Annotated in this window: 19 protein-coding genes and 1 tRNA gene; 6 read left to right on the top strand and 14 right to left on the bottom strand. The window is 62.9% G+C overall.

Annotation, left to right across the window (positions count from 1 at the left end; all coding sequences use genetic code 11):
* Positions 1 to 116: 116 nt before the first annotated feature.
* Positions 117 to 770, bottom strand: coding sequence for a class I SAM-dependent methyltransferase (locus IGW04_RS11125; RefSeq protein WP_194713147.1), 654 nt, complete (start codon positions 768 to 770; stop codon positions 117 to 119).
* Between the two features lie 175 nt (positions 771 to 945).
* Between IGW04_RS11125 and IGW04_RS11120 the strand changes: the two genes are divergently transcribed.
* Both IGW04_RS11120 and IGW04_RS11115 read left to right on the top strand, forming a co-directional pair.
* Entirely contained in the window at positions 946 to 1755 is an 810-nt protein-coding gene (locus tag IGW04_RS11120; RefSeq protein ID WP_194713146.1) for a glycosyltransferase family 25 protein, read from the top strand.
* A gap of 27 nt (positions 1756 to 1782) precedes the next feature.
* On the top strand, positions 1783 to 2370 hold the full coding sequence (locus IGW04_RS11115) for a molybdopterin-dependent oxidoreductase (RefSeq protein WP_194713145.1): 588 nt from the start codon (positions 1783 to 1785) through the stop codon (positions 2368 to 2370).
* Positions 2371 to 2397: 27 nt separating this feature from the next.
* On the opposite strand, the gene IGW04_RS11110 is transcribed toward IGW04_RS11115, so the two are convergent.
* From IGW04_RS11110 to IGW04_RS11085, 6 genes are all read right to left on the bottom strand, one after another.
* Entirely contained in the window at positions 2398 to 2775 is a 378-nt protein-coding gene (locus tag IGW04_RS11110; RefSeq protein ID WP_194713144.1) for a hypothetical protein, read from the bottom strand.
* A 331-nt stretch (positions 2776 to 3106) separates the two neighbouring features.
* A tRNA-Ser gene (locus IGW04_RS11105) sits at positions 3107 to 3197 on the bottom strand.
* Positions 3198 to 3284: 87 nt separating this feature from the next.
* Positions 3285 to 4595, bottom strand: coding sequence for a serine--tRNA ligase (gene serS, locus IGW04_RS11100; protein WP_194713143.1), 1311 nt, complete (start codon positions 4593 to 4595; stop codon positions 3285 to 3287).
* Between the two features lie 122 nt (positions 4596 to 4717).
* Positions 4718 to 6028, bottom strand: a complete 1311-nt coding sequence (locus IGW04_RS11095; RefSeq protein ID WP_194713142.1) for a replication-associated recombination protein A — start codon at positions 6026 to 6028, stop codon at positions 4718 to 4720.
* A gap of 28 nt (positions 6029 to 6056) precedes the next feature.
* Entirely contained in the window at positions 6057 to 6689 is a 633-nt protein-coding gene (lolA, locus tag IGW04_RS11090) for an outer membrane lipoprotein chaperone LolA (RefSeq protein ID WP_407672098.1), read from the bottom strand.
* 8 nt (positions 6690 to 6697) lie between these two features.
* Positions 6698 to 9025: a DNA translocase FtsK gene (locus tag IGW04_RS11085; RefSeq protein WP_194713141.1), complete on the bottom strand. Its 2328-nt coding sequence runs from the start codon at positions 9023 to 9025 to the stop codon at positions 6698 to 6700.
* Positions 9026 to 9277: 252 nt separating this feature from the next.
* Here IGW04_RS11085 and trxB point away from each other — a divergent pair, with 252 nt between their 5' ends.
* Both trxB and IGW04_RS11075 read left to right on the top strand, forming a co-directional pair.
* On the top strand, positions 9278 to 10234 hold the full coding sequence (gene trxB, locus IGW04_RS11080; protein WP_194713140.1) for a thioredoxin-disulfide reductase: 957 nt from the start codon (positions 9278 to 9280) through the stop codon (positions 10232 to 10234).
* A gap of 28 nt (positions 10235 to 10262) precedes the next feature.
* Positions 10263 to 10904, top strand: a complete 642-nt coding sequence (locus IGW04_RS11075; protein WP_194713139.1) for a Smr/MutS family protein — start codon at positions 10263 to 10265, stop codon at positions 10902 to 10904.
* Positions 10905 to 11219: 315 nt separating this feature from the next.
* On the opposite strand, the gene IGW04_RS11070 is transcribed toward IGW04_RS11075, so the two are convergent.
* Together IGW04_RS11070 and IGW04_RS11065 are read right to left on the bottom strand one after the other, a co-directional pair.
* Positions 11220 to 11558: a P-II family nitrogen regulator gene (locus tag IGW04_RS11070; RefSeq protein WP_194713138.1), complete on the bottom strand. Its 339-nt coding sequence runs from the start codon at positions 11556 to 11558 to the stop codon at positions 11220 to 11222.
* Positions 11559 to 11732: 174 nt separating this feature from the next.
* Positions 11733 to 13787 carry an NAD(+) synthase gene (locus tag IGW04_RS11065; protein WP_194713137.1) on the bottom strand — a complete coding sequence of 685 codons (2055 nt, stop codon included), beginning with the start codon at positions 13785 to 13787 and terminating at the stop codon, positions 11733 to 11735.
* A 296-nt stretch (positions 13788 to 14083) separates the two neighbouring features.
* Here IGW04_RS11065 and IGW04_RS11060 point away from each other — a divergent pair, with 296 nt between their 5' ends.
* On the top strand, positions 14084 to 15235 hold the full coding sequence (locus IGW04_RS11060) for a GNAT family N-acetyltransferase (RefSeq protein WP_194713243.1): 1152 nt from the start codon (positions 14084 to 14086) through the stop codon (positions 15233 to 15235).
* 326 nt (positions 15236 to 15561) lie between these two features.
* Here IGW04_RS11060 and ppa read toward each other — a convergent pair whose 3' ends face one another.
* The 5 genes from ppa to hemC form a co-directional block, all read right to left on the bottom strand.
* Positions 15562 to 16110: an inorganic diphosphatase gene (gene ppa, locus IGW04_RS11055; protein ID WP_194713136.1), complete on the bottom strand. Its 549-nt coding sequence runs from the start codon at positions 16108 to 16110 to the stop codon at positions 15562 to 15564.
* Between the two features lie 90 nt (positions 16111 to 16200).
* Positions 16201 to 17397, bottom strand: coding sequence for a heme biosynthesis HemY N-terminal domain-containing protein (locus IGW04_RS11050; protein WP_194713135.1), 1197 nt, complete (start codon positions 17395 to 17397; stop codon positions 16201 to 16203).
* 5 nt (positions 17398 to 17402) lie between these two features.
* Positions 17403 to 18509 carry a uroporphyrinogen-III C-methyltransferase gene (locus tag IGW04_RS11045; protein ID WP_194713134.1) on the bottom strand — a complete coding sequence of 369 codons (1107 nt, stop codon included), beginning with the start codon at positions 18507 to 18509 and terminating at the stop codon, positions 17403 to 17405.
* Positions 18506 to 19276 (bottom strand): uroporphyrinogen-III synthase, encoded by a 771-nt coding sequence (locus tag IGW04_RS11040; protein WP_194713133.1) that lies wholly within the window; start codon positions 19274 to 19276, stop codon positions 18506 to 18508. The genes IGW04_RS11045 and IGW04_RS11040 overlap by 4 nt, the downstream gene beginning before the upstream one ends.
* Positions 19269 to 20207 carry a hydroxymethylbilane synthase gene (hemC, locus tag IGW04_RS11035; RefSeq protein WP_228527009.1) on the bottom strand — a complete coding sequence of 313 codons (939 nt, stop codon included), beginning with the start codon at positions 20205 to 20207 and terminating at the stop codon, positions 19269 to 19271. Before hemC ends, IGW04_RS11040 begins: the two co-directional genes overlap by 8 nt.
* Before the next feature lie 110 nt (positions 20208 to 20317).
* On the opposite strand from hemC, the gene IGW04_RS11030 reads away from it, so the two are divergent.
* A partial coding sequence (locus IGW04_RS11030; RefSeq protein ID WP_194713132.1) for a phosphoenolpyruvate carboxylase occupies positions 20318 to 21778 on the top strand: 1461 nt, incomplete at its 3' end.

The raw sequence follows: 21778 nt of genomic DNA, 5'->3' as shown, positions 1-21778 counted from the left end.
TGCTCTCCCTTGTCGGTGCCGCAGCATCAGGACCAGCTGCGATTCACGGCACATTCTAGCCCGATGCACAGCGACCGGTTGCTTCGGCATTCAACACCGCAGGCTCCGGGTCGTGATCATTCAACCAGCTTCTGCAGGAAAATCTGATAAAGCGGCGCCGAAACCATGCGCACCCGGTTGAAATGGCAGTTGATAAAGGCATCGATCGCCATCTTCGGCACCGTCAGCGGGTCCCTGTCTCCCGCCAGCGTCTCATGCCAGAGATAGTCGTCCAGGACCATGATGCCGCCGACCCTGAGCAGCCGGAATGCCATGCTGGCGTCAAGCAGCACGTCGGCTGCCTGGTGGGAGCCATCGACGTAAATGAAATCGAACTGCGGCTTGGGCTGCCGGCTCAGCAAGGCGCCGAGGCAGCTTTCCGAACTGCCCTTGTGGATATGCAGGTCCACCGGGAATGCGCTATTAGCGATCGAGATGGCGGTATTGCGAAGGAAACGCTGCTCCACCCGCGCCATGTCGACGGCAGCGGCGCGATGCTCGATGCCGCCATTCCAGTGATCGATACAGTGAATTTCCAATGGCGCTTTTTGGCCTAGTACATCGATGAGATAACACGCGCTCGCACCTTCATAAGAGCCGATTTCCAGTACCAGCCGCGCATCCAATTGTGGCAATAGCCTATCCCATACGGGACGGGCGGCATTAAACCAATCAGCGGTGTATTCGGGTGCTTCCGCGGATTGATTCTGATGAGTTGGGCCTGAATCCATTTATCTTTTCAGAAAAAGTCAATTAAGGAAGGGATTACAAACACTAAGCATGGCCGACTGCTCATTGATTTTTAGCAACATTCGGCATGACGTTACTCAACTAGTAACATTGAAACTGAGCAAGTTCTATCCTCAGCTTCCACTATTCCACCACTTCACATAAGGTGAATTCACTATGGAATGCCATTACATCAACCTAGATAGTGCCGTCGAGCGTCGGTCTACTCTGGAAGCCAACTTTGCGAGGTGCCGCCGTGAAGGTTGGGAACTGAAGCGATTTGTTGCTCTTGACGAAGCGACAGCCGAAAAAAACAAGATCCCTGGAAAGCGCAGCTGGCGCGAAAAAGGCTGTTTTCTGAGTCATAAAAGCTTGATAGAACAGCAGCCGGACGACGGCCGATCATTTGTGGTCCTGGAAGACGATGCGCAATTCGGGCTGACCAGTCTGGAAGTCATCGAAGGCGTTCTGGCTGAAAACCGCAGTGCGCAATGGGATCTGCTCTTTACCGATATTAACCCTCTGCGAATGGAAACCATGATGATGCTTGCCCTTAACCGAAGTCAGTTAATGGAAAGGCGTACGGTAATCCCGTTGGATTTAGCCAAAATCCCCTTTATCGGGGCTACCGCATATGTGGTCAACGGCGCGTCCAGGCGCAAACTGCTGGCCTATCTGGAAGCAGGCGTCCCGGTGGACACGGAATATGACGTCTACCTGAATCACGGCATGGTCAGTGGAGAGTTGAAGGCGGCCGCGCTTTTCCCCTTCATCACTACCTTGTCCGAGCATTCTACAAAAACCCAGATTCAGTCACCGAATACAACTACCGCGAATATGGCGCGCGCTGTCTTCCGCCGCATGATGTGGCTCGAGAGCAGTGAAGAAAGCTACAACGCTGATTTGGCGACGGTAGAAAGTCGCCTGCAGGGCACGCTGCATGGGAAGATTGCCATGCTGGCCGGCGCCGAGTATTTTGAAGATTGATGCCCCCTCGATTTTCTTCCAACTCCCATGAAAAAACGCGCATTCCTGCATACGACGGCCGCGGCAGCGGCCGCAATTCTTTCTCCATTTACGCACGCAAAGGCAAGCGCGACACAGTCCGGCGGCCCTGCGCTGCTAACCGTGACTGGCGCAATCACCAGGGCCAACCGCGGTGCCCTTGATCCCGCGCTCGACCAATTAATGGCCAAGCAGAAGCTGAGCTTCGACCGGGCGTTTACCTTTGACTTCGCAGCGCTCGACAGACTCCCCCGGCAGACCATTTCCCCGGTCATCGAATATGATGAAAAAGCGCACCAACTCTCGGGCCCGACGGTAGAGGATGTGCTGAAGGCCGCCGGAGGAGCCGCCAATGCAAGCGTTCTGCTGCGGGCAATCGATGGCTACGCAGTCAGAGTCGAGGCAAGCGATCTGCGCAAGTACCGCTTTATCGTTGCCACCCGGCTTGATGGGCAACCCATGGCATTGGGTGGACTGGGTCCGCTGTGGGCTGTGTATGACGCCGACCGTTTTCCGGACATGGCTGCAAAGCCGCTCAATCAGCGTTTTGGCCTGTGTCCGTGGGGCCTTTATCACATTCATGTGGCCCCGCAGTAAATCGGGGTAGCGGCGCCATCACGAGTTTCAGCGCTCGACGCAGCTCAGGTAAAGATAGCTGGTGGTCAGCACGAGCAGCACGATGCATGCGAATGCAAAGGCGATGCCCGCGCCCATGCATAGAAACGCGGCACACAGGTGATCCGCGCTCTGTGCTGTATTGCTCAGCATGAGTCCGGACAACAACTCGGTCATCTTCATCAGGCACAGTGCCATGCCTGCCCACTTGAGCATGAAAAAGGGAAGGATGTTGCGCATTTCACGGTTGAAGCGGTAATTTGCAATGCGCTGCTCGATCGTGCCCCGGTTCGCATCCCGAAACTGCCACAAGGGAATAGCCAGCCGCCACACGTACCGGAGCCTGTTTCCCACGCGTTCCTTGAAAGAGACATCGCGACTAGTCATGGTTTTCGAAATGTACCCGTGTTTCAGCAAGCAGCACCTGACTTTGAACAATTGACGCTTGATACCCAATCCCAACGAAAAAGGCCCGCACCTGATGCGGGCCAAATCCATCCAAGGGGACGGAGGAGGAGACGAAGTTATAGTAGACAATATCGACCGAAGGTTCAGTCAGAAAAACACTTCAAAGCCTGTAGGAGTGTGCCGGCGCTGTAATTTGAAGCGTTGAACGGGCACGCTGCGCGTTGACATCCGTGACACGAGAATTTGTGCGCGACAAAAACAAAAGCCCCTTTTCAGGGGCTTGTTTTGTGCTGCCAACTACTTGAATTTGTGGCGGAAAGGGTGGGATTCGAACCCACGGTACAGCATAACTGTACACTGGATTTCGAGTCCAGCGCATTCGACCACTCTGCCACCTTTCCTGGTCTGATTCCTTGCGGCACCGCAGTCCCGCAAGGCGCTGAATTATAGCAGAGGGGTTTCCAGAATTGGAATAGGGAAAATGCGCTTTATTTCAAATCCGCTTGCGCTGCCGGCGTCAGTCTTTCCAGTCCGCCCATATAGGGTTGCAGCACCGACGGAATCAGCACGCTGCCGTCGGCTTGCTGGTTGTTTTCCAGCAAGGCAACCAGGGTGCGGCCGACAGCCAGGCCGGAGCCGTTCAGGGTATGCAGAAGTTCAGGCTTGCCCTGGGCATTCCTGAATCTTGCCTGCATGCGGCGCGCCTGGAATGCCTCGCAGTTCGATACCGAGGAAATTTCCCTGTAAGTCCCCTGCGCCGGCACCCACACTTCGATGTCATACGTCTTGGCGGCGCCGAAGCCCATGTCGCCGGTGCAGAGCGTGATGACACGGTAGGGCAAGCCCAGCTTCTTCAGGATGTTCTCGGCATGGCCCAGCATTTCTTCCAGCGCATCGTAGGAATGCTCCGGCTCGACGATCTGCACCATTTCCACCTTGTCGAACTGATGCTGGCGGATCAGGCCGCGGGTATCCCGGCCATAGGCGCCGGCCTCGGAGCGGAAGCACGGTGAATGCGCGGTCAGGCGGATCGGCAGGCTGTCGCGCGCGACGATGTCGTTCCTGACCATATTGGTCAGCGGCACTTCCGCGGTCGGTATCAGGTACAGCGCCTCGCCCTCGCCTTCCTGGCCGCCCTTTTTCGCCGCGAACAGGTCGGCTTCGAACTTGGGCAACTGACCGGTGCCGCGCAGGGACTCGGCATTGACGATATAGGGCGTATAGCATTCCGTATAGCCATGCTCCTCCACATGGGTGTCCAGCATGAACTGGGCCAGGGCACGGTGCAGCCGGGCGACACCGCCCTTCAACACGGCAAAACGCGAGCCGGTCAGCTTGGCCGCGGTATCGAAGTCCAGGCCCAGGCGCGCGCCGATGTCCACATGATCCTTGACCTCGAAGTCGAAGACGGGAGGCTGGCCGACTTTCCTGACTTCGACATTGCCCGACTCATCGGCGCCAAGCGGCACCGAGGGATGCGGCAGGTTGGGCACGGCTTCCAGGAAGCGGCTCATCGCCGCCTGCACCTCATCGAGCCGGGCGGCGGACGCCTTCAGTTCGTCGCCTATGCCGGACACTTCGGCCATGACTGCGGATGCATCCTCGCCCTTGCCTTTCAATATGCCGATCTGCTTGGACAGGCTGTTGCGACGGCCCTGCAATTCCTCGGTGCGGGTCTGGATCTGCTTGCGCTCGGATTCCAGTTCGTTGAAGGCGCTTACATCAAGCTGGAACTTGCGCGCTGCCAGGCGCTCGGCAACGGCGGCGATATCTTTGCGTAGGAGTTGGATGTCTATCATGACGGACGGCTGGCTGTTTCGAAAGCCGCCATTGTAACAAGGCTGTCCAGGCAACCATGCTGGCGTCGCGGCGAAATGCCGGCCAAGGGTCTCAGACAGCGCGCCGCATGGAGCGCGCCGAACTACCCGGCCTTGCCGGCGTCCCGGTCCAGCTGGCGCAGCCAGGCCAGCTTGTCGGCGATCTTGGCTTCCATGCCACGCGGCACCGGCTGGTACCAGCCCGGCTCAGGCATGCCTTCCGGCAGATAGGTCTCGCCGGCGGCATAGGCATTCGGTTCGTCATGCGCGTAGCGGTAGGCATGGCCGTAGCCGAGTTCCTTCATCAGCCTGGTCGGCGCATTGCGCAGGTGCACCGGCACTTCGCGCGACTTGTCCTTCTTCACGAAGGCCATTGCCTGGTTGAAGGCGTTATAGCCGGCATTGCTCTTGGCCGCGATGGCCAGATAGATCACGGCCTGGCCCAGCGCCAGCTCGCCTTCGGGCGAGCCCAGGCGTTCGTAGGTTTCGGCGGCGTCGTTGACCACCTGCATGGCGCGCGGATCGGCCAGGCCGATGTCTTCCCACGCCATGCGCACGATGCGGCGCGCCAGGTAGCGCGGGTCGGCGCCGCCGTCGATCATGCGGCAGAACCAGTACAGCGCCGCATCGGGATGCGAGCCGCGCACCGACTTGTGCAGCGCCGAGATCTGGTCGTAGAAGTTGTCGCCGCCCTTGTCGAAGCGGCGCGCGTTGAGCGTCATCGCATTCTCGACGAAGGCGGCGTCGATCGTTCGCACACCCTGCGTATGGGCTGCCACTTCCGCCTGCTCCAGCAGGTTGAGGAAGCGACGGGCGTCGCCGTCCGCATAGCCGGCCAGGGCGTCGATGGCGACATCCTCGAACGCCAGGTCGACCAGGCCGCTGGCCTGCGCCCGCTGCAGCAACTGCCGCATCTCCTCGTCGGTCAGGGACTTGAGCACATAGACCTGGGCGCGCGACAGCAGCGCCGAGTTGACCTCGAAGCTGGGGTTTTCGGTCGTGGCGCCGATGAAGGTCACCAGGCCCGATTCCACGAACGGCAGCAGCGCGTCCTGCTGCGACTTGTTGAAGCGATGGATCTCGTCGACGAACAGGATGGTATGGCGGCCATGCTGGTCAAGGTTTTGCTGCGCCTGCTCCATCGCGGCGCGGATATCCTTGACCCCCGAGAACACCGCCGACAGGGCGATGAACGCGCTGTTGAAGGCATCGGCCATCAGCCGCGCCAGCGTGGTCTTGCCCACGCCCGGGGGCCCCCACAGGATCATCGAATGCACCTTGCCGGACTCGAAGGCCAGACGCAGCGGCTTGCCCTCGCCCAGCAGGTGGCGCTGGCCCACCACCTCATCCAGGCTGCGCGGCCGCAACGCTTCGGCCAGCGGCTGGCGCGGCGCGGTGCTGAACAGGTCGGTCATGGCGCGCTGCCTGCGGTGCCGGGACGGCTCACTGCTCGAACACGTCCGCGCCTTTGGGCGGCGTGAAGCGGAACTGGCTATCCGGCAGCGACGGATTCTTCTCGAACCGGGTGAAGGTCAGCAGCGATACCTGGCCGAAGGAGTCGCGCAGCTCCATCGCCACCGGCACGCCGTCCCGCAGGCCGATGCCGATCTGGTCGAAGGTGGTGTCCTTGGCTTTCGGTATGGCCTGCAGCCACTCCATGCCGTCGCGTTCGCCGGCATCCTTCAGCGTGAAGTTCTTTTCCAGGTCATTGCTGCCAAACAGGATGGCCGCCGGCGACGAGCCGAGCGCATTGCCGAGCTTGCGCACGGTGACCTGGTTCAGGTCCTTGTCGTAGATGAAGAGTTTTTCGCCGTCGGCCTGCAACTGCTGCTCGTACGGTTTCTTGTAGATCCAGATGAATTTGCCCGGACGGGAAAACTCGAAGGTGCCGGTGGACGTATTGGACACCTTGGCGGCGCCGCCCTCGTTCTTGACCAGGCGCTGCGTGAATTCGCCGCGCGCGGTCTTGGTGCTGCCGACAAAGGATTTGAACTGGTCAAGCGCGGCGGCCTGCGCCAGCGCGGGCAGTACCAGCGCGAACGCTAGCAACGGTTTGATTCGGGCTTTCAGGGTCAAGTGCTGTCCTATTCTGCAGTATTGCCGGCCGGGACCAGGATGTCGCGGTTGCCGTTGGATTGCATGCTGGATACGACGCCGCTCTGTTCCATTTGTTCCAGCAGGCGGGCGGCGCGATTGTAACCAATTCGTAAGTGTCGTTGCACGAGCGAGATCGATGCGCGCCGGTTCTTCAGCACGACCTGCACTGCCTGGTCGTACAGCGCATCGCTTTCGCCGCCGCCCTCGCCCACTGCTGCGCCAGCTTCGCCGCCCTCCTCGGCCAAGCCGCCTTCGAGGATGCCCTCGATGTAATTCGGCTCGCCCTGCTCCTTCAGGTGGTCGACCACCCGGTGCACTTCATCGTCGGACACGAAGGCGCCGTGCACGCGCACCGGCAGGCCGGTGCCGGGCGGCATATAGAGCATGTCGCCCATGCCCAGCAATGCCTCGGCGCCCATCTGGTCGAGGATGGTGCGCGAATCGATCTTGCTGCTGACCTGGAACGCGATGCGGGTCGGGATGTTGGCCTTGATCAGGCCGGTGATCACGTCCACCGATGGCCGCTGGGTTGCCAGGATCAGGTGGATGCCGGCCGCGCGCGCCTTCTGCGCGATGCGGGCGATCAGTTCCTCGATCTTCTTGCCAACCACCATCATCAGGTCGGCCAGCTCGTCGATGATGATGACGATGGTGGGCAGCTTCTCCAGCGGCTCGGGCGCGTCCGGCGTCAGGCTGAACGGATTCGGTATCTTCTGCTCGCTTTTCTCGGCGTCGGCGATCTTCTGGTTGTAGCCGGCCAGGTTGCGCACGCCCAGCTTGGACATCAGCTTGTAGCGCCGCTCCATTTCATTGACCGCCCAGTTCAGCGCATGGCCGGCCTGCTTCATGTCGGTCACCACCGGCGCCAGCAGATGCGGAATGCCTTCGTAGATCGACAGTTCCAGCATCTTGGGGTCGATCAGGATCAGACGCACCTGCTTCGGGTCGGCCTTGTAGAGCAGCGACAGGATGGTGGCGTTGATGCCGACCGACTTGCCGGAGCCGGTGGTGCCGGCCACCAGCAGGTGCGGCATCTTGGCCAGGTCGGCGACGACCGGATGGCCGGCGATATCCTTGCCCAACGCGACGGTCAGGCTGGAGACGCCGTCGTTATAGACCTTGGAGCCGAGGATCTCGGTCAGGCGCACGATCTGCCGTTTCGGATTCGGCAGCTCCAGGCCCATGTAGTTCTTGCCGGGGATGGTTTCGACCACGCGGATCGAGGTCAGCGACAGCGCCCGCGCCAGGTCGCGCGCCAGGTTGACGATCTGGCTGCCCTTGACGCCGGTGGCGGGCTCGATTTCATAGCGGGTGATCACCGGCCCCGGATAGGCCGCCACCACCTTGACGTCGACGCCGAAGTCCGACAGCTTCTTCTCGATCAGGCGGCTGGTGAATTCCAGGGTTTCGACGCTGACCGTCTCCTGCGCCGGCGGCGCGTCATCCAGCAGCGACAGCGGCGGCAGATTGGTGTCGCGGCTGTCGACGCCAAACAGGCTGGCCTGCCGGTCCTTGTGGACCACCCGCTCGGCCTTGGGCACGGTGACGATCTGCGGCTCGATGCGCACCGGCGGCGCCTCGACAATCTTGGCGCGCTCCTGCACCACCGCCACGTCGCGCTTCACGGCCGCGACCTGTCCCAGCTTGCGGTCGACACGGGCCGCGTACAGCTTCTGCGCCGACGTCACCGAATTCTCCAGCAGGCCGCCGATGCGCTCGGCCAGCGTCAGCCAGGACACCTGGAAGAACAGCGAAAAGCCCAGGCCGAACAGCAGCACCAGCAGCAGCGTGGCGCCGGTGAAGCCGAGCGCATTCTGGGCGCTGCCGCCGATCAGGGCGCCAAGCACGCCACCCGGCGCCCGCGGCAGCGCCACCTTCAGGCTGTACATGCGCACATGCTCCAGGCCGACGCTGCCGGCCAGCATCATCACGAAGCCGATTGCACGGATGATCTTTTCCTGCCGGTAAATGGCTTCCGGCTCCTCTATGCCGCCGTCGGCCAGCCGGCGGTAACCCAGCCAGACCGCCTTGAACAGCAGCGCGCAGAACCACCAGGCCGACAGGCCGAAGATGAACAGCGCCAGGTCGGCAATGTAGGCACCGATGCGTCCGCCCCAGTTGTGCAGCCGCGGCACCATGCTGGCATGCGACCAGCCGGGGTCGGCCTTGGCATAGGTCAGCAGGATCAGCACCAGATAAGTGGTCAGCACCGTCAGCACCAGCCACTTCGCTTCCGACAGCAGGCGCACCAGGCGGCTGGGCAACTGCGGTTGCGGACTGGTGTCGCGGGTATAGGTTTGGCTCGTTCTTGTCATAAATCGGAGGCGTGCAACAAACGGCTGGGGGCTGGGTATTGCTACGTGGAATGTTTCTGGGGATCAAGCCAGACTGCCGGATGGCTTGGTCTATAATCTTAACCATTTTCAGGCTGCAACACTGTACGAAATCCGCACTGGTTGAATTCGGCCCGACCGGCATGATATACGACTGGACCGCTGCGCCGCAGCTTTCCTTTGTCGGCATTGCCAGTCTTGCCACTCCCGTTTCTTTCCATTTCACATATCGCCATGTCCACTCCCAAACACGCTCATGTCCTGATCCTCGGTTCCGGCCCCGCCGGTTACAGCGCCGCCGTCTATGCCGCCCGCGCCAATCTCAAGCCGGTGCTGATCACCGGCATCGAGCAGGGCGGACAGCTGATGACCACCACCGACGTCGAGAACTGGCCGGGCGACCCGATGGGCGTGCAGGGACCGGAGCTGATGCAGCGCCTGCTGCAGCATGCCGAGCGTTTTGACACGGAAATCGTGTTCGACCACATCCACACCACCAAGCTCAGCGAGAAGCCGATCCGCCTGATCGGCGACGCCGGCGAATACACCTGCGACGCGCTGATCATCGCCACCGGCGCCTCGGCCCAGTACCTGGGCCTGCCGTCGGAAGAGGCCTTCATGGGCAAGGGCGTGTCGGCCTGCGCCACCTGCGACGGCTTTTTCTACAAGAACCAGGAAGTGGCCGTGGTCGGCGGCGGCAATACGGCTGTCGAGGAAGCGCTATATCTGTCCAATATCGCCAAAAAGGTCACCGTCGTGCATCGACGCGACAAGTTCCGCGCCGAGGCGATCCTGATCGACCGCCTGATGGCCAAGGTCGCCGAAGGCAAGATCGAGATCAAGTGGAACCATACGCTGGATGAAGTGGTGGGCGACGACAGCGGCGTGACCGGCATCCGCGTCAAGTCCACCGAGGACGGCAATGTCACCGAAGTGCCGTTGCACGGCGTCTTCATTGCAATCGGCCACAAGCCCAACACCGGCATCTTCGAAGGCCAACTGGAAATGAAGAACGGCTACATTGTCACCAAGACTGGCCTGGAAGGCATGGCCACCGCCACCACCGCGCCGGGCGTATTTGCCGCTGGCGACGTGCAGGACCACGTCTACCGCCAGGCCATCACCAGCTCCGGCACCGGCTGCATGGCGGCGCTGGACGCCCAGCGCTACCTGGAAAGCCAGGAAGCATAGTCATCGTCATTCATCGGATGAAGCAGTCATGGCGGGCATCAAGGACTTCGCGGCGCTGCAATCGCTGCGCGACCGGCTGAAGGAGCAGGAAGAAGCGCGCGCGCGGGCCGAGGCCAGGCGGCGCGAGGAAGAAGCGCTGGCGCAGCGCGAAGCCAACCTGTTCCGGCACAGCATCGGCAATGTGGCGCCGCTGCGCGCCAGCGAAAAGGCGCCGCACGCCCCGCCGCTGCCCGAACCGGTGGCGCGCCAGCATCTGGCCGATGAGCAAGCGGCGCTGGCGCAGTCGCTATCGGACGAGTTCAGTATCGAGTCGCTGCTGGAAACCGACGAGGGGCTCAGCTATGCCCGCACGGGCATAGGCCAGGAAGTGGTGCGCAAGCTGCGGCGCGGGCACTGGGTCACGCAAAGCCAGCTCGACCTGCATGGCCTGCGCACCGACGAGGCGCGCGAGGCGCTGGCGGAATTCCTGCGGCTCGCTACCCGCCGCGGCCTGCGCTGCGTGCGGGTGATTCATGGCAAGGGACTGGGTTCGGTCAACCGCGAACCGGTGCTGAAGAAAAAGGTGCGGAACTGGCTGGTGCAAAAGGATGAAGTGCTGGCGTTCTGCCAGGCACGCGCCGCTGACGGCGGCGCCGGCGCGGTGATGGTGCTGCTGAAGGCGCAGAGCTAGAGCGAATTTGGCCAGACTAGCCTCATGCTGCAGACCCAGGTGCGGCACACCTCGCGTCCTGCGCCCTTGGCATGCCCCTGGTGCCGTAGGGTGGAATACCCCGAAGGGGCATTCCACCATGCGTGGACCAGCGAAGGTCCTTGAGATGATCTTTACGGTATGCGACCGCGGTGCAATGCCCTTCGGGTATTGCACCCTACCAACCCCTGGGCGAATCTTCTAAAGGCAATCTTGCTTGGCCGGCTGATGCCAGTCAGGTTGGAAATGCGCTAGAGGCTGGCTGCTCGCGGGGCCATGGCGGCACCGCCGTAAGCATCAGACTGCGTCCGGACCTGTTTCTCCGGTGCGGATGCGGATCACCTGCTCGACCGCACGCACGAAGATCTTGCCGTCGCCGATCTTGCCGGTGCGGGCGGCCTTGATCACGGCGTCGACCGCCGCATCCACCACGCCATCGTCCACCACCGCCTCGACCTTCACCTTGGGCAGGAAGTCCACCACGTATTCGGCGCCGCGATAAAGTTCGGTATGGCCTTTCTGCCGTCCGAAGCCCTTGACCTCGGTCACCGTCAAGCCGCTCACGCCGACTTCGGCCAGCGCTTCGCGCACTTCGTCGAGCTTGAACGGTTTGATAATCGCAGTAATCTGTTTCACGAAAAGCTCCTTCTGTTGGATTGCACAGGGTCTGTCAGTCGTCCCGGAACGGGAAGCAAGATGGTGCGGCACATTGGATAACATTTACACCATCATTGCGATAACCGGCCGGGAGTATAGCCGACGCCTTGCAATTTTCTCCGATAAATAAGTCCGGCGGCGCAACTGGCCCGCTTATTGTTCGGGAATATTTTTCAGATCCTCCATCCAGACCGACGCTTCGGAGTCGCTGGGCGCGCGCCAGTCGCCGCGTGGCGAAAGCGATCCGCCCGAGCCGACCTTGGGTCCGTTCGGAATGCATGAACGCTTGAACTGGCTGGTCTTGAAGAATCGATACAGGAAAATTCCGAGGTTTTTCCTGATCTCGGCCAGCGTGTACTGATTGCGCGCCACATGCGGGCCTTCCGGCCAGCTTCCCGCTTCCCGGTCGCCCCAGGCCGACAGCGCCAGGAAAGCCACCTTGGTCGGGGTAAGGCCGAAACGCAGGGTGTAGTAGAGATTGAAATCCTGCAGTTCGTAGGGGCCGATCACGTTCTCGGTCTTCTGGTCTGGCACGTCGGCCGACTTGCCGGGCACCAGTTCGGGGCTGATGTCGGTTTCCAGCACCTTGATCAGCACATCGGAACCTGAGGCGCCAATCTGGTGGGTTTCCGCAACCCAGCGCACCAGATGGACGATCAGCGTTTTTGGCACGCTGGCGTTGACGTTGTAGTGCGACATATGGTCGCCCACGCCATAGGTGCACCAGCCCAGCGCCAGTTCGCTCAGGTCGCCGGTGCCGAGCACGATGCCATTGTGGAAATTGGCCAGGCGGAACAGGTGGCTGGTGCGCTCGCCCGCCTGCACATTCTCGAAGGTGACGTCGTAGTCTTCCTGGCCTTCCGCGTACGGATGGCCGATATCCTTCAGCATTTGCAGGCAACTTGGCCGGATGTCGATCTCGCTGGCCGAACAGCCGACTACTTCCATCAGCTTTCTGGCCTGCTCCAGGGTGCGGCCGCTGGTGGCGAAGCCCGGCATGGTCACGCCCAGGATGTTTGTGCGGGGCAGGCCCAACCTGTCCATCGCCTTGGCGCAGACCAGCAACGCATGGGTGGAATCGAGGCCGCCCGAAACGCCGATCACCACCTTCCTGATGCCGGAAGCCGACAGCCGCTGCACCAGCGCCTGCACCTGGATGTTGTAGACCTCCATGCAGCGCTCGTCGCGCAGCCGGTGGTCAGACGGCACATAGGGGAAGCGCTCGACATGCCGCTCCAGCTTCAGCGGCCCGGACACGGGAACATTCACTTCGAAGGAAATCGTGCGGAATTCCGTCACCTGGTCGCGATGGCGACGGGCGCTGTCGCCGAAGGTCGTCACATGCATGCGCTCGCGCGACAGCCGCTCCAGGTCGATGTCGGCGCAGATCAGGTGGGACGCGTCGGAAAACCGCTCCGATTGCGCCAGCAGTTCGCCGTTCTCATAGATCAGCGCCTGGCCATCCCAGCCCATGTCGGTCGAGGATTCGCCGCGTCCGGCCGACGAGTACAGATAGGCCGACAGGCAGCGCGCAGACTGCTGGCCCACCAACTGATGGCGATAGCGCGACTTGCCGACCACGATATTGGAGGCCGAGAGATTCACCAGCACGGTGGCGCCGGCCAGCGCGGCATAGGACGACGGCGGAATCGGCGTCCACAGGTCTTCGCAGATCTCCACGTGGAAGCGCAGAAGCGGCATGTTGGCCACTTCGAACAGCAGGGCCGCGCCGAACGGCACGTTCTGGCCCAGCAGCTCGATCTGGTCGCTGATGGCGGCGTCGGCCTCGCTGAACTGCCGGGCTTCGTAAAATTCGCCGTAGTTGGGCAGGTAGGTCTTGGGCACTACACCCTGTATGCGGCCGCCGGCGACCACCGCGGCGCAGTTGAACAGCATATGATCCACCTGCAGCGGCAGGCCAACCACCAGCGCCGCCGGCAGCGTCCGGGATGCCTCGACGATGCTTGCCAGCGCCGCTTTGCAGGCATCCAGCAACGCGCGCTGATGGAACAGGTCGTCACAGGTATAAGCCGACAAGCCCAGCTCCGGAAAGGCGATCAGTACCGCGCCGCGATTGGCCGCTTCGGTTGCCAGTGCAATCGTTTCCTTCGCATTGAATGCCGGATCGGCGACGCGGCAATAAGGAATGGCGACCGATACGCGGGCAAAATCGTGGGAATAGAGATTGAAGAAGTCCTTGTTATTCATGTGCTCTGCCTTGGAATGCCCAGTGGGCGGTTGATGACATGCTCGGTTCTTGTGCTTCTGCCGGAAACGCTTGGACCGGGAAGCGCTCCATGCATTCCCGCCGCTGTCGCCGTCGGCCGGGCGGCGCAAACGCGGCGACGGATTTTGCGTAGAATGGGCTGCTCGCGCCGGGCCAAGCAACAGCCCTGCCCCGCGCCGGCCATCGGCAAACTGGGATTCCGGCAAACCCGGAGCACCACTGCAGCGGTCGGCGCCCTGGCGATTCTTCCATCAATCATGCTTGAACGAGGCTGACCCTGAATTATCGCACGCGCATTATTGCTTCCCTGGCCGAGGCCGGCCAGGCGCAATGGACTTCCCTGTTGTCGCTGCAGGCGGACGCCAACCCGTTTCTGTCCTACGCCTTCCTCGAAGCGCTGCATGCCTCCGGCAGCGCCGCGCGCAAGTCCGGCTGGCAACCCCAGTTCCTGACCCTGTGGCAGGACGACACGCTGGCGGCAGCCATGCCGCTGTACGTGAAAAGCCATTCCTATGGCGAATATGTGTTCGACTGGGCCTGGGCCGACGCCTACCGGCGCAACGGCCTGGAGTACTACCCCAAGCTGCTGTCGGCGATTCCCTTCACGCCGGTGACCGGCGGCCGGCTGCTGGCGCGCGATGAAACCGCCAGGTCGGCGCTGGTCAAGGCGCTGCTGGCCTTGCAGCAGCAGGCGGATGTGTCATCCACCCATGTGCTGTATCCGCCGCCGCAGCAGGCCGAAGCGCTGGAGCGCGCCGGTTTCCTGCTGCGCAACGGCGTGCAGTTTCACTGGCTCAATGACGGATACGACGATTTCGAGCAGTTCCTGTCCACGCTGGAACAGAAGAAGCGCAAGAACATCCGGGCCGAGCGGCGCAAGGTGCGGGACGCAGGCATTACCTTCCGTCGCCTGGAAGGCGCGCAAATCGGCGAAGCCGACTGGCGCTTCTTCAAGCGCTGCTACGACCACACCTATGCGGCGCATTATTCCTCGCCCTACCTGAACCTGGACTTTTTCCTGCGCATCGGCGCGTCCATGCCGGACAACCTGCTGCTGGTGATCGCCGAGCGCGACGGCAGGCCGATCGCCTCGTCGCTGGTGGTGCATGACAGCCAGACCCTGTACGGCCGCTATTGGGGCGCGCTGGAGCAGCATGACTGCCTGCATTTCGAGACGGCTTACTACCAGCCGCTGGAATTCTGCATCGAGCGCGGCCTGGCCGCTTTCGAAGGCGGCGCGCAGGGCGAACACAAGATGGCGCGCGGTTTCCTGCCGCAGAAAACCTGGTCGGCCCACTGGCTGGCGCATCCGGCCTTCAGCGATGCGGTGGAGCGTTTTCTGGAGCAGGAAAGCGGCGGGATTGCTGCCTACATGGATGAGCTGGACGAGCGTAATCCGTTCAGGAAGGGGCGGGAGGCGGGCGGCTAGCGAGCGATAGGCTCGGGGACATTTTTGCAATCCATCAAGGGATTTCAGCTTGCATGGCAAGATTGGAAATCTTTGCTTAACGACCATTGGTGTAATGCCCCATCGGGGTATTACACCCTACGAAATCCAGCCCGAGAGACTCGGAAGGTCTGCCCCCGCAGGGTGCAATACCCGCAGGGCATTGCACCATCGTCGCAAACCGGAATGGTCATAGCGGCGATGTTCCCTGGTCGACGTAAGCCCAAGCACAACTCCGTCCAATAAAAAACGGGCGCGCCGCCCCTTTCGGATCGGCGCGCCCGCTCATCAGGCGATCAGGACCAGAATCAGGCCTGGCCCTGGGCTTCCAGTTTGTTGTAGGCCTCGATGCCGCCCAGGATTTCCTGCTTGGCTTCCTCCGGGCCAACCCAGCCTTCGACCTTGACCCACTTGCCTTTTTCCAGGTCCTTGTAGTGCTCGAAGAAATGCTGGATCTGCTGCAGGCGCAGTTCGTTCAGGTCTTCCGGCTTTTGCCAGTGGCTGTAGATCGACAGCACTTTATCCACCGGCACCGCCAGCACCTTGGCGTCGCCGCCGGCTTCGTCGCTCATCTTCAGCATGCCCAGCGGACGGCAGCGCACCACCACGCCCGGGATCAGGGGGAACGGCGTGATCACCAGCACGTCGACCGGGTCGCCATCGTCGGAGATGGTCTTCGGCACATAGCCGTAGTTGCATGGATAGTGCATGGCTGTGCCCATGAAGCGGTCCACGAAAATCGCGCCGGAATCCTTGTCCACTTCATACTTGATCGGATCGGCATTCATCGGAATTTCAATAATGACATTGAAATCATTGGGCACGTCGCGGCCCGAATTGACGTCGTTGAGACTCATGGTGTGCTTTCCAGAAGTGGTAAGAATTTTAAGTCGGCAGATTATAACGGCTTTGCCGCTCAGCGCACGAGACGCGGATCAAGCCGGCCATCAGATCAGGCTGGTCAGCGCGCACTGCCGATAATGGGCGGCTGCCTGCTCGGGATGGTTCAGCGCCTCATGCAGCTGCGCCAGTTTCAGGTGGATTTCCCGTACGGTGCCCGAATCGATCGCATCCGACAGCGCCTGTTCCAGATAGTGCTGCGCCTTGCCCCACAGTTTCTGCTTTAGGCACAGCGTTCCCAGCGTCAGGCCGAGCTCGGCATCGCCCGGATGGCTGCGCGCCCATTGCTCGCAACGCTCGATCTGCGCCAGCAGTGCCGGCGATCCTCCCGGCGCGGCGGCGCGGCGATAGGCGCAGACCAGCCTGTCGTCCCATCCCTCGGCCAGCGCCTTCTCCACGACGCCGGCCGCTTCCTCATGCAGGCCGTGGGTATTGAAGGCATCGGCGGCGCGTATGGCAATCGCCGGCTTGATGCGGTCCGCTGCCGGCACTTCCGCCCAGACCCGGCGCACCGACTCGGCATCGTGGCTGCGGGCCGACAGCAGGTCGTCATAGGCAAGTTCACGCAAGCGCTGCGACAGCGCCGGATGCAGTGCATTGTTCTTGTCCAGCGAGCGGGTCAGGCGCAACACCTCCGGCCAGTTCTTGGCGCGCTGGTTGGCTTTCAGCGCCAGCCGCAGCGCGTGGATATGGCGGGTGCCGGTCGAATTGAGTTCGCGCACATGGTCAAGCGCGGCTTCCGGCTTGTCCTCGTCGACCAGCAATTCGATGGCCGTCATCAGCCGGGCGGCCTTCAGCGCCGGTTCGGCTTCGGCCTTGGCCAGCCAGGCGTCGCGCCGCGCCGTCTGGCGCATCCGGTGCGCCGCGCGCGCGCCGATCAGCGCTGCCAGACCGCGGTTTTCCTCCAGGTCTTCGGCCCGGGCCGCTGCCTTTTCCGAATGGCCGAAGCGGCCCTCGAACAAGGCCTTCAGCGCTTCGCGGAAGGCGCGGTTGCCTTCCCGCTCGCGCCGGCTGCGGCGATATTGCGCCACCCGGACCGGCATTTTCTGCGCCGTCCGGATGGCATTGAGCACGCCATAGCTCAGCAGGAACAGCAGCAACAGCAAGAGCAGGAAGAAGTTCAGCGACAGATCGACCCGGTACGGCGGATAGAACAGCACCACGTTGCCGGCATTGAAGCGGGCCATCACCGCGAGTCCGATCGCGGTTGCCAGCAGTGCGACGAGCCAGAGAAAGATGCGCATGAGGTTCAGGGCTTGGACTTGTAGTTGCGCACGGCGCCGATGCTTTCGTTCAGGGTCGGCATCTCGATCGTGAGGTCGCTCGCCTGCACCTGCTTCAGCAGGGTCTGCGCCGACTGGGTCTGGCGCGCGCGGGTGTCGAAATAGCGGTTGATCGTGTCCTGCGCCGCCATCAGGTCGCTTCGGAATGCGTTTTCATTTCGGGAAAGCAAGGCCAGGCGGGCGCTGAGCAGGCGCAGCTTCAGGTTTTCGCGCACATAATAGGCCTGGCTGGGCGAGAGCATCAGCGCGTCGGGCGTGTCGACGGTGCGCACCCGCAGCAGCTGGCGGATTTCGGTCCACATCTCGCTGGAAAAACTCTGCCATTTGTCGCTCAGCGCGCCGATCCAGGCCGGCGCCGGCGCCGGCTTGCCGTCCGCCGCGGCGGCATGGTTCTTCGCCGGCGTCGCCGGCAACGCCGGCTTTTCATCGGACAGCAGCGGCAGCCGGTCGACCTGGCTGATCAGGCTGTCGAGCCGCAATGCGATGCCGGTCACGTCGACCGAAGGCAGCGCCTTGAGCTTTTCCATGTCACGCGCCAGGGCGCGCCGTATCGTGATGAATTGCGGCTTGTCGGAGCGGGACAGCCGGGTATCGGCATTCTGCAGCGCGATCAGCGCCCCCTGCACGTTGCCGGCCAGTTGCAGCTGCTGGCTGGCGGTTGACAGCACCTGCTCGATTTCCGCCAGCGCCCAGTCGTCGCTGTTGCGCGACAGTTCCTGGTACAGCTGTTCCAGCGCCAGTTGCTGGCTCTGCCCTTCCACCTGCTTGTTTTCGAGCACCGAGACCTTGGCCTGCAATTCCTTGACGTCATCCTGGACAGTTCTTGCGATCGCGCGGCTCTCGGTGGCCATGGTGTCGCCGGTCTGGAGCCGCTGCGCCATCTCGCGCCGCAGCTGGCGCAGCTCCGAGCGGTTGCTCCACCATTGCAATGCCAGCAGCAGGGCCAGCACAGCCAGCAGCACATAACCGATACGTCCGTTGCGATTGCGTAGATAAGGCGCCATGGGGTCCGCTGTTCCCGCCGCAAGGTGCGGCGGCTGGGGAAGGTCAGGGTTGTAAGGCGGTTCGTTCATCCGCGGAATTGTAACGCGGCAAGCAGCGCTTCGTCGCCTGATCCGGTCAGCGCCACAGAGGAGAAACCCAGTTCCCGCGCGGTTTCCTCGATCCGCTCGTGCGGAACCAGCAGGCGCTTTTGTTGCAATTTTACAACGCAATCCCTGCCGCCGGCTTGGGTCGCCATCCCGATCAGGCCGCGCAGGGCTTCCGAGCTGGTGATGATCCAGAGGCTGTCCGCATCAAGCAGCCGCAGCAGCTGCCGGCGGCGGTCGTCATCCAGTAGCGGAATGCTGCGCCGGTAAGCGGCTAGCTGCTGCACTTGCATGCCGGCGCTGCGCAGTGCATCGCCCAGCAGTTCACGTCCGGTTTCACCGCGCACGATCAGCGCCCGGCCGCCGCGCAGGCGGTCGAGATCCAGGGTTTCCAGCAGGGTCTGGGAGTCGGTGCGCCGGGTGTTTGCCGGGCTGACGATGGTGGCATTAGCGTCGGTGATGCCATGCCGGGCCAGCGCGGCGCGGCTGCCCTCGCCCACCACCGCCAGCGTCACTTCGCGCGGCCATTCGCTGCGGATGGCGCAGGCAGCGTCGATCGCATTCGGACTGACGAAGGCCACCAGCGCATAGGGGGAGACATCGGCCAGGGCGGCGCGCAGGGCCGACTGGTCAGGCAAGGGATCGATCGCCAGCAGCGGAAAGACGACGGCCTCGTGGCCCGCCGCGGCTACCCGCTGCGCCAGCGCGGCGGCCTGCGCCGCGGGCCGGGTAATGACGACGGGATCAGGCATCCGCCTTGCATGCCGCCAGGATGGCGGCCGCATCCTGGGTGTTGAGCGCCGCCGCGATCTGTTCGCCCAGCGCTTCGGGTGCGTCGACCGGGCCGCTGGCCTCGGCCCTGGCGATGCGCTGCCCGTCGGGCGTGCCGACCATGGCACGCATGTGCAACTGGCCGCCGCTCACGGTGGCATAGGCGGCGAGCGGCACCTGGCAGCTGCCGCCGAATACCCGCGACAGGGTGCGTTCGGCGCGCACCGCGGCCGAGGTGTCCGCATGATTCAGCGGCGCCAGCAGCGCGCGCAGGTCTTCGCGGCCGGCGGGAATCTCGATTGCCATTGCGCCCTGCCCCGGCGCCGGCAGGCTTTGCTCGGGCTCCAGCAGGCTTCGGATGCGCTGCGGCAGGCCGAGGCGCTTCAAACCGGCGGCGGCCAGGATGATGGCGGCATAGTCGCCGCGGTCGAGCTTGGCAAGCCGGGTGTCAAGATTGCCCCGCAGCGGCTGGATCACCAGGTGCGGGAAGCGGGCTGCGACCAATGCCTGGCGGCGCAGGCTGCTGGTGCCGACCACGGCGCCGGCCGGCAGGTCGGCCAGGCTGTCGTAGTCGTTGGAGACGAAGGCGTCGCGCGCATCCTCGCGCTCCAGCACCGCGGCCAGTTCAAATTCCGGCGGCAGCTCCATCGGCACATCCTTCAGCGAATGCACCGCCAGGTGGGCATGGCCTTCCAGCATGGCGATTTCCAGCTCCTTCACGAACAGGCCCTTGCCGCCGACCTTGGACAGCGTGCGATCGAGAATCTGGTCGCCGCGGGTGGTCATTCCCAGAATTTCAACTGAACTGTGCGGATATAATTCGCGCAACTGGGCGCGTACCGTTTCGGCCTGCCACATCGCCAGCCGGCTCTCGCGTGAGGCAATGACAAGTTTTCCGGTAAAAGGATTCAAGGCAGCGGCATTCAAGACAGACTCTTTTCAGGGGCGGAAGGCGGCCGATTTTAGCATGCCGACTTTCGTCCGCTGACCCCATCCCCCTATACGGAGCGCGTACCCCCATCATGGCAAAGCAGGTAAAGACATCCACCCGGCCCGCATCTTCCACCATCGCCAAGGACGAGCCGCTGAAGGAGGACATACGCCTCCTGGGCCGCCTGCTGGGCGATGTGCTGCGTGCACAGGAAGGCGACGCCGTCTACGACGTGGTGGAAACCGTGCGCCAGACCGCGGTGCGCTTCCGGCGCGAGGCCGATTCGGCGGCTGGAGCCGAGCTGAACCGCATGCTCAAGAAGCTCACGCGCGAGCAGACCATTTCCGTGGTGCGTGCCTTTTCCTACTTTTCCCATCTGGCCAACATCGCCGAGGACCAGCATCACAACCGGCGCCGCCGCGCCCATCTGCTGGCCGGTTCGGCCGCGCAGCCGGGCAGCATTCCGTATGCGCTATCGAAGCTGGACGATGCCGGCGTGCCTGGCGCGGCGATCCGGGAATTCTTCGATGGCGCGCTGGTGTCGCCGGTGCTGACCGCGCACCCAACCGAAGTGCAGCGCAAGAGCATCCTGGATGCGGAACATGAAATCGCCCGCCTGCTGGCCGAACGCGACCTGCCGCTGACGCCGCGCGAACGCACCCGCAACGGCGAACTGCTGCATGCCCAGGTCGCCACGCTGTGGCAAACCCGGATGCTGCGCTACACCAAGCTGACCGTGGCCGACGAGATCGAGAACGCGCTCTCCTATTACCGCATCACCTTCCTGCGCGAACTGCCGGCGCTGTACGAGGACATGGAAGTCGAGTTCGCCGCCCAGTTCCCGCAGCTGCGCAACAAGAGCGCCAGCCCCAAGCTGCCGCCCTTCGTGCAGATGGGCAGCTGGATCGGCGGCGACCGCGACGGCAACCCGAACGTGAACGCGGCCACGATGCAGCACGCGCTGGTGCGCCAGTCCACCACCATCCTCGACTTCTACCTGCAGGAAGTGCATGCGCTGGGCGCGGAACTGTCGATTTCCACGCTGCTGGTGGGCGTCAGCCCGGAACTGCAGGCGCTGGCCGATGCCTCGCCCGACCTGTCGGACCATCGCAATGACGAACCGTACCGGCGCGCGCTGATCTACATCTATGCCAGGCTGGCTGCCAGCGCCCGAACGCTGGGCGCGACCAACATCCTGCGCAAGGAAGTCGGCCATGCCGAACCGTATGCCAGCGCCATCGAATTCACGCTGGACCTGCAGGTCATCGTCGACTCGCTGACCAGCCATTTCGGCGCGGCCATGGTGCGGCCGCGCCTGGCGTCGCTGCTGCGGGCATCCGAGATCTTCGGCTTTCATTTAGCCACGCTGGACATGCGCCAGAGTTCGGACGTGCATGAGCGGGTGCTGGCCGAGCTGTTCGCCTGCGCACGGGTCGAGTCCGACTATGCCGCGCTGGACGAGGAAGCCAAGGTGGCGCTGCTGCTGGCCGAACTGGCGCGCCCCGGGCTGCTGTATTCGCCCTACATTGGCTACAGCGACGAGACCCGCTCA

This window comes from Noviherbaspirillum soli, from assembly GCF_015352955.1.
Classification (GTDB): domain Bacteria; phylum Pseudomonadota; class Gammaproteobacteria; order Burkholderiales; family Burkholderiaceae_D; genus Noviherbaspirillum_A; species Noviherbaspirillum_A soli.
Note: the sequence above shows the minus strand (reverse complement) of the source record. Positions and strands in the feature narration are given on the sequence as shown.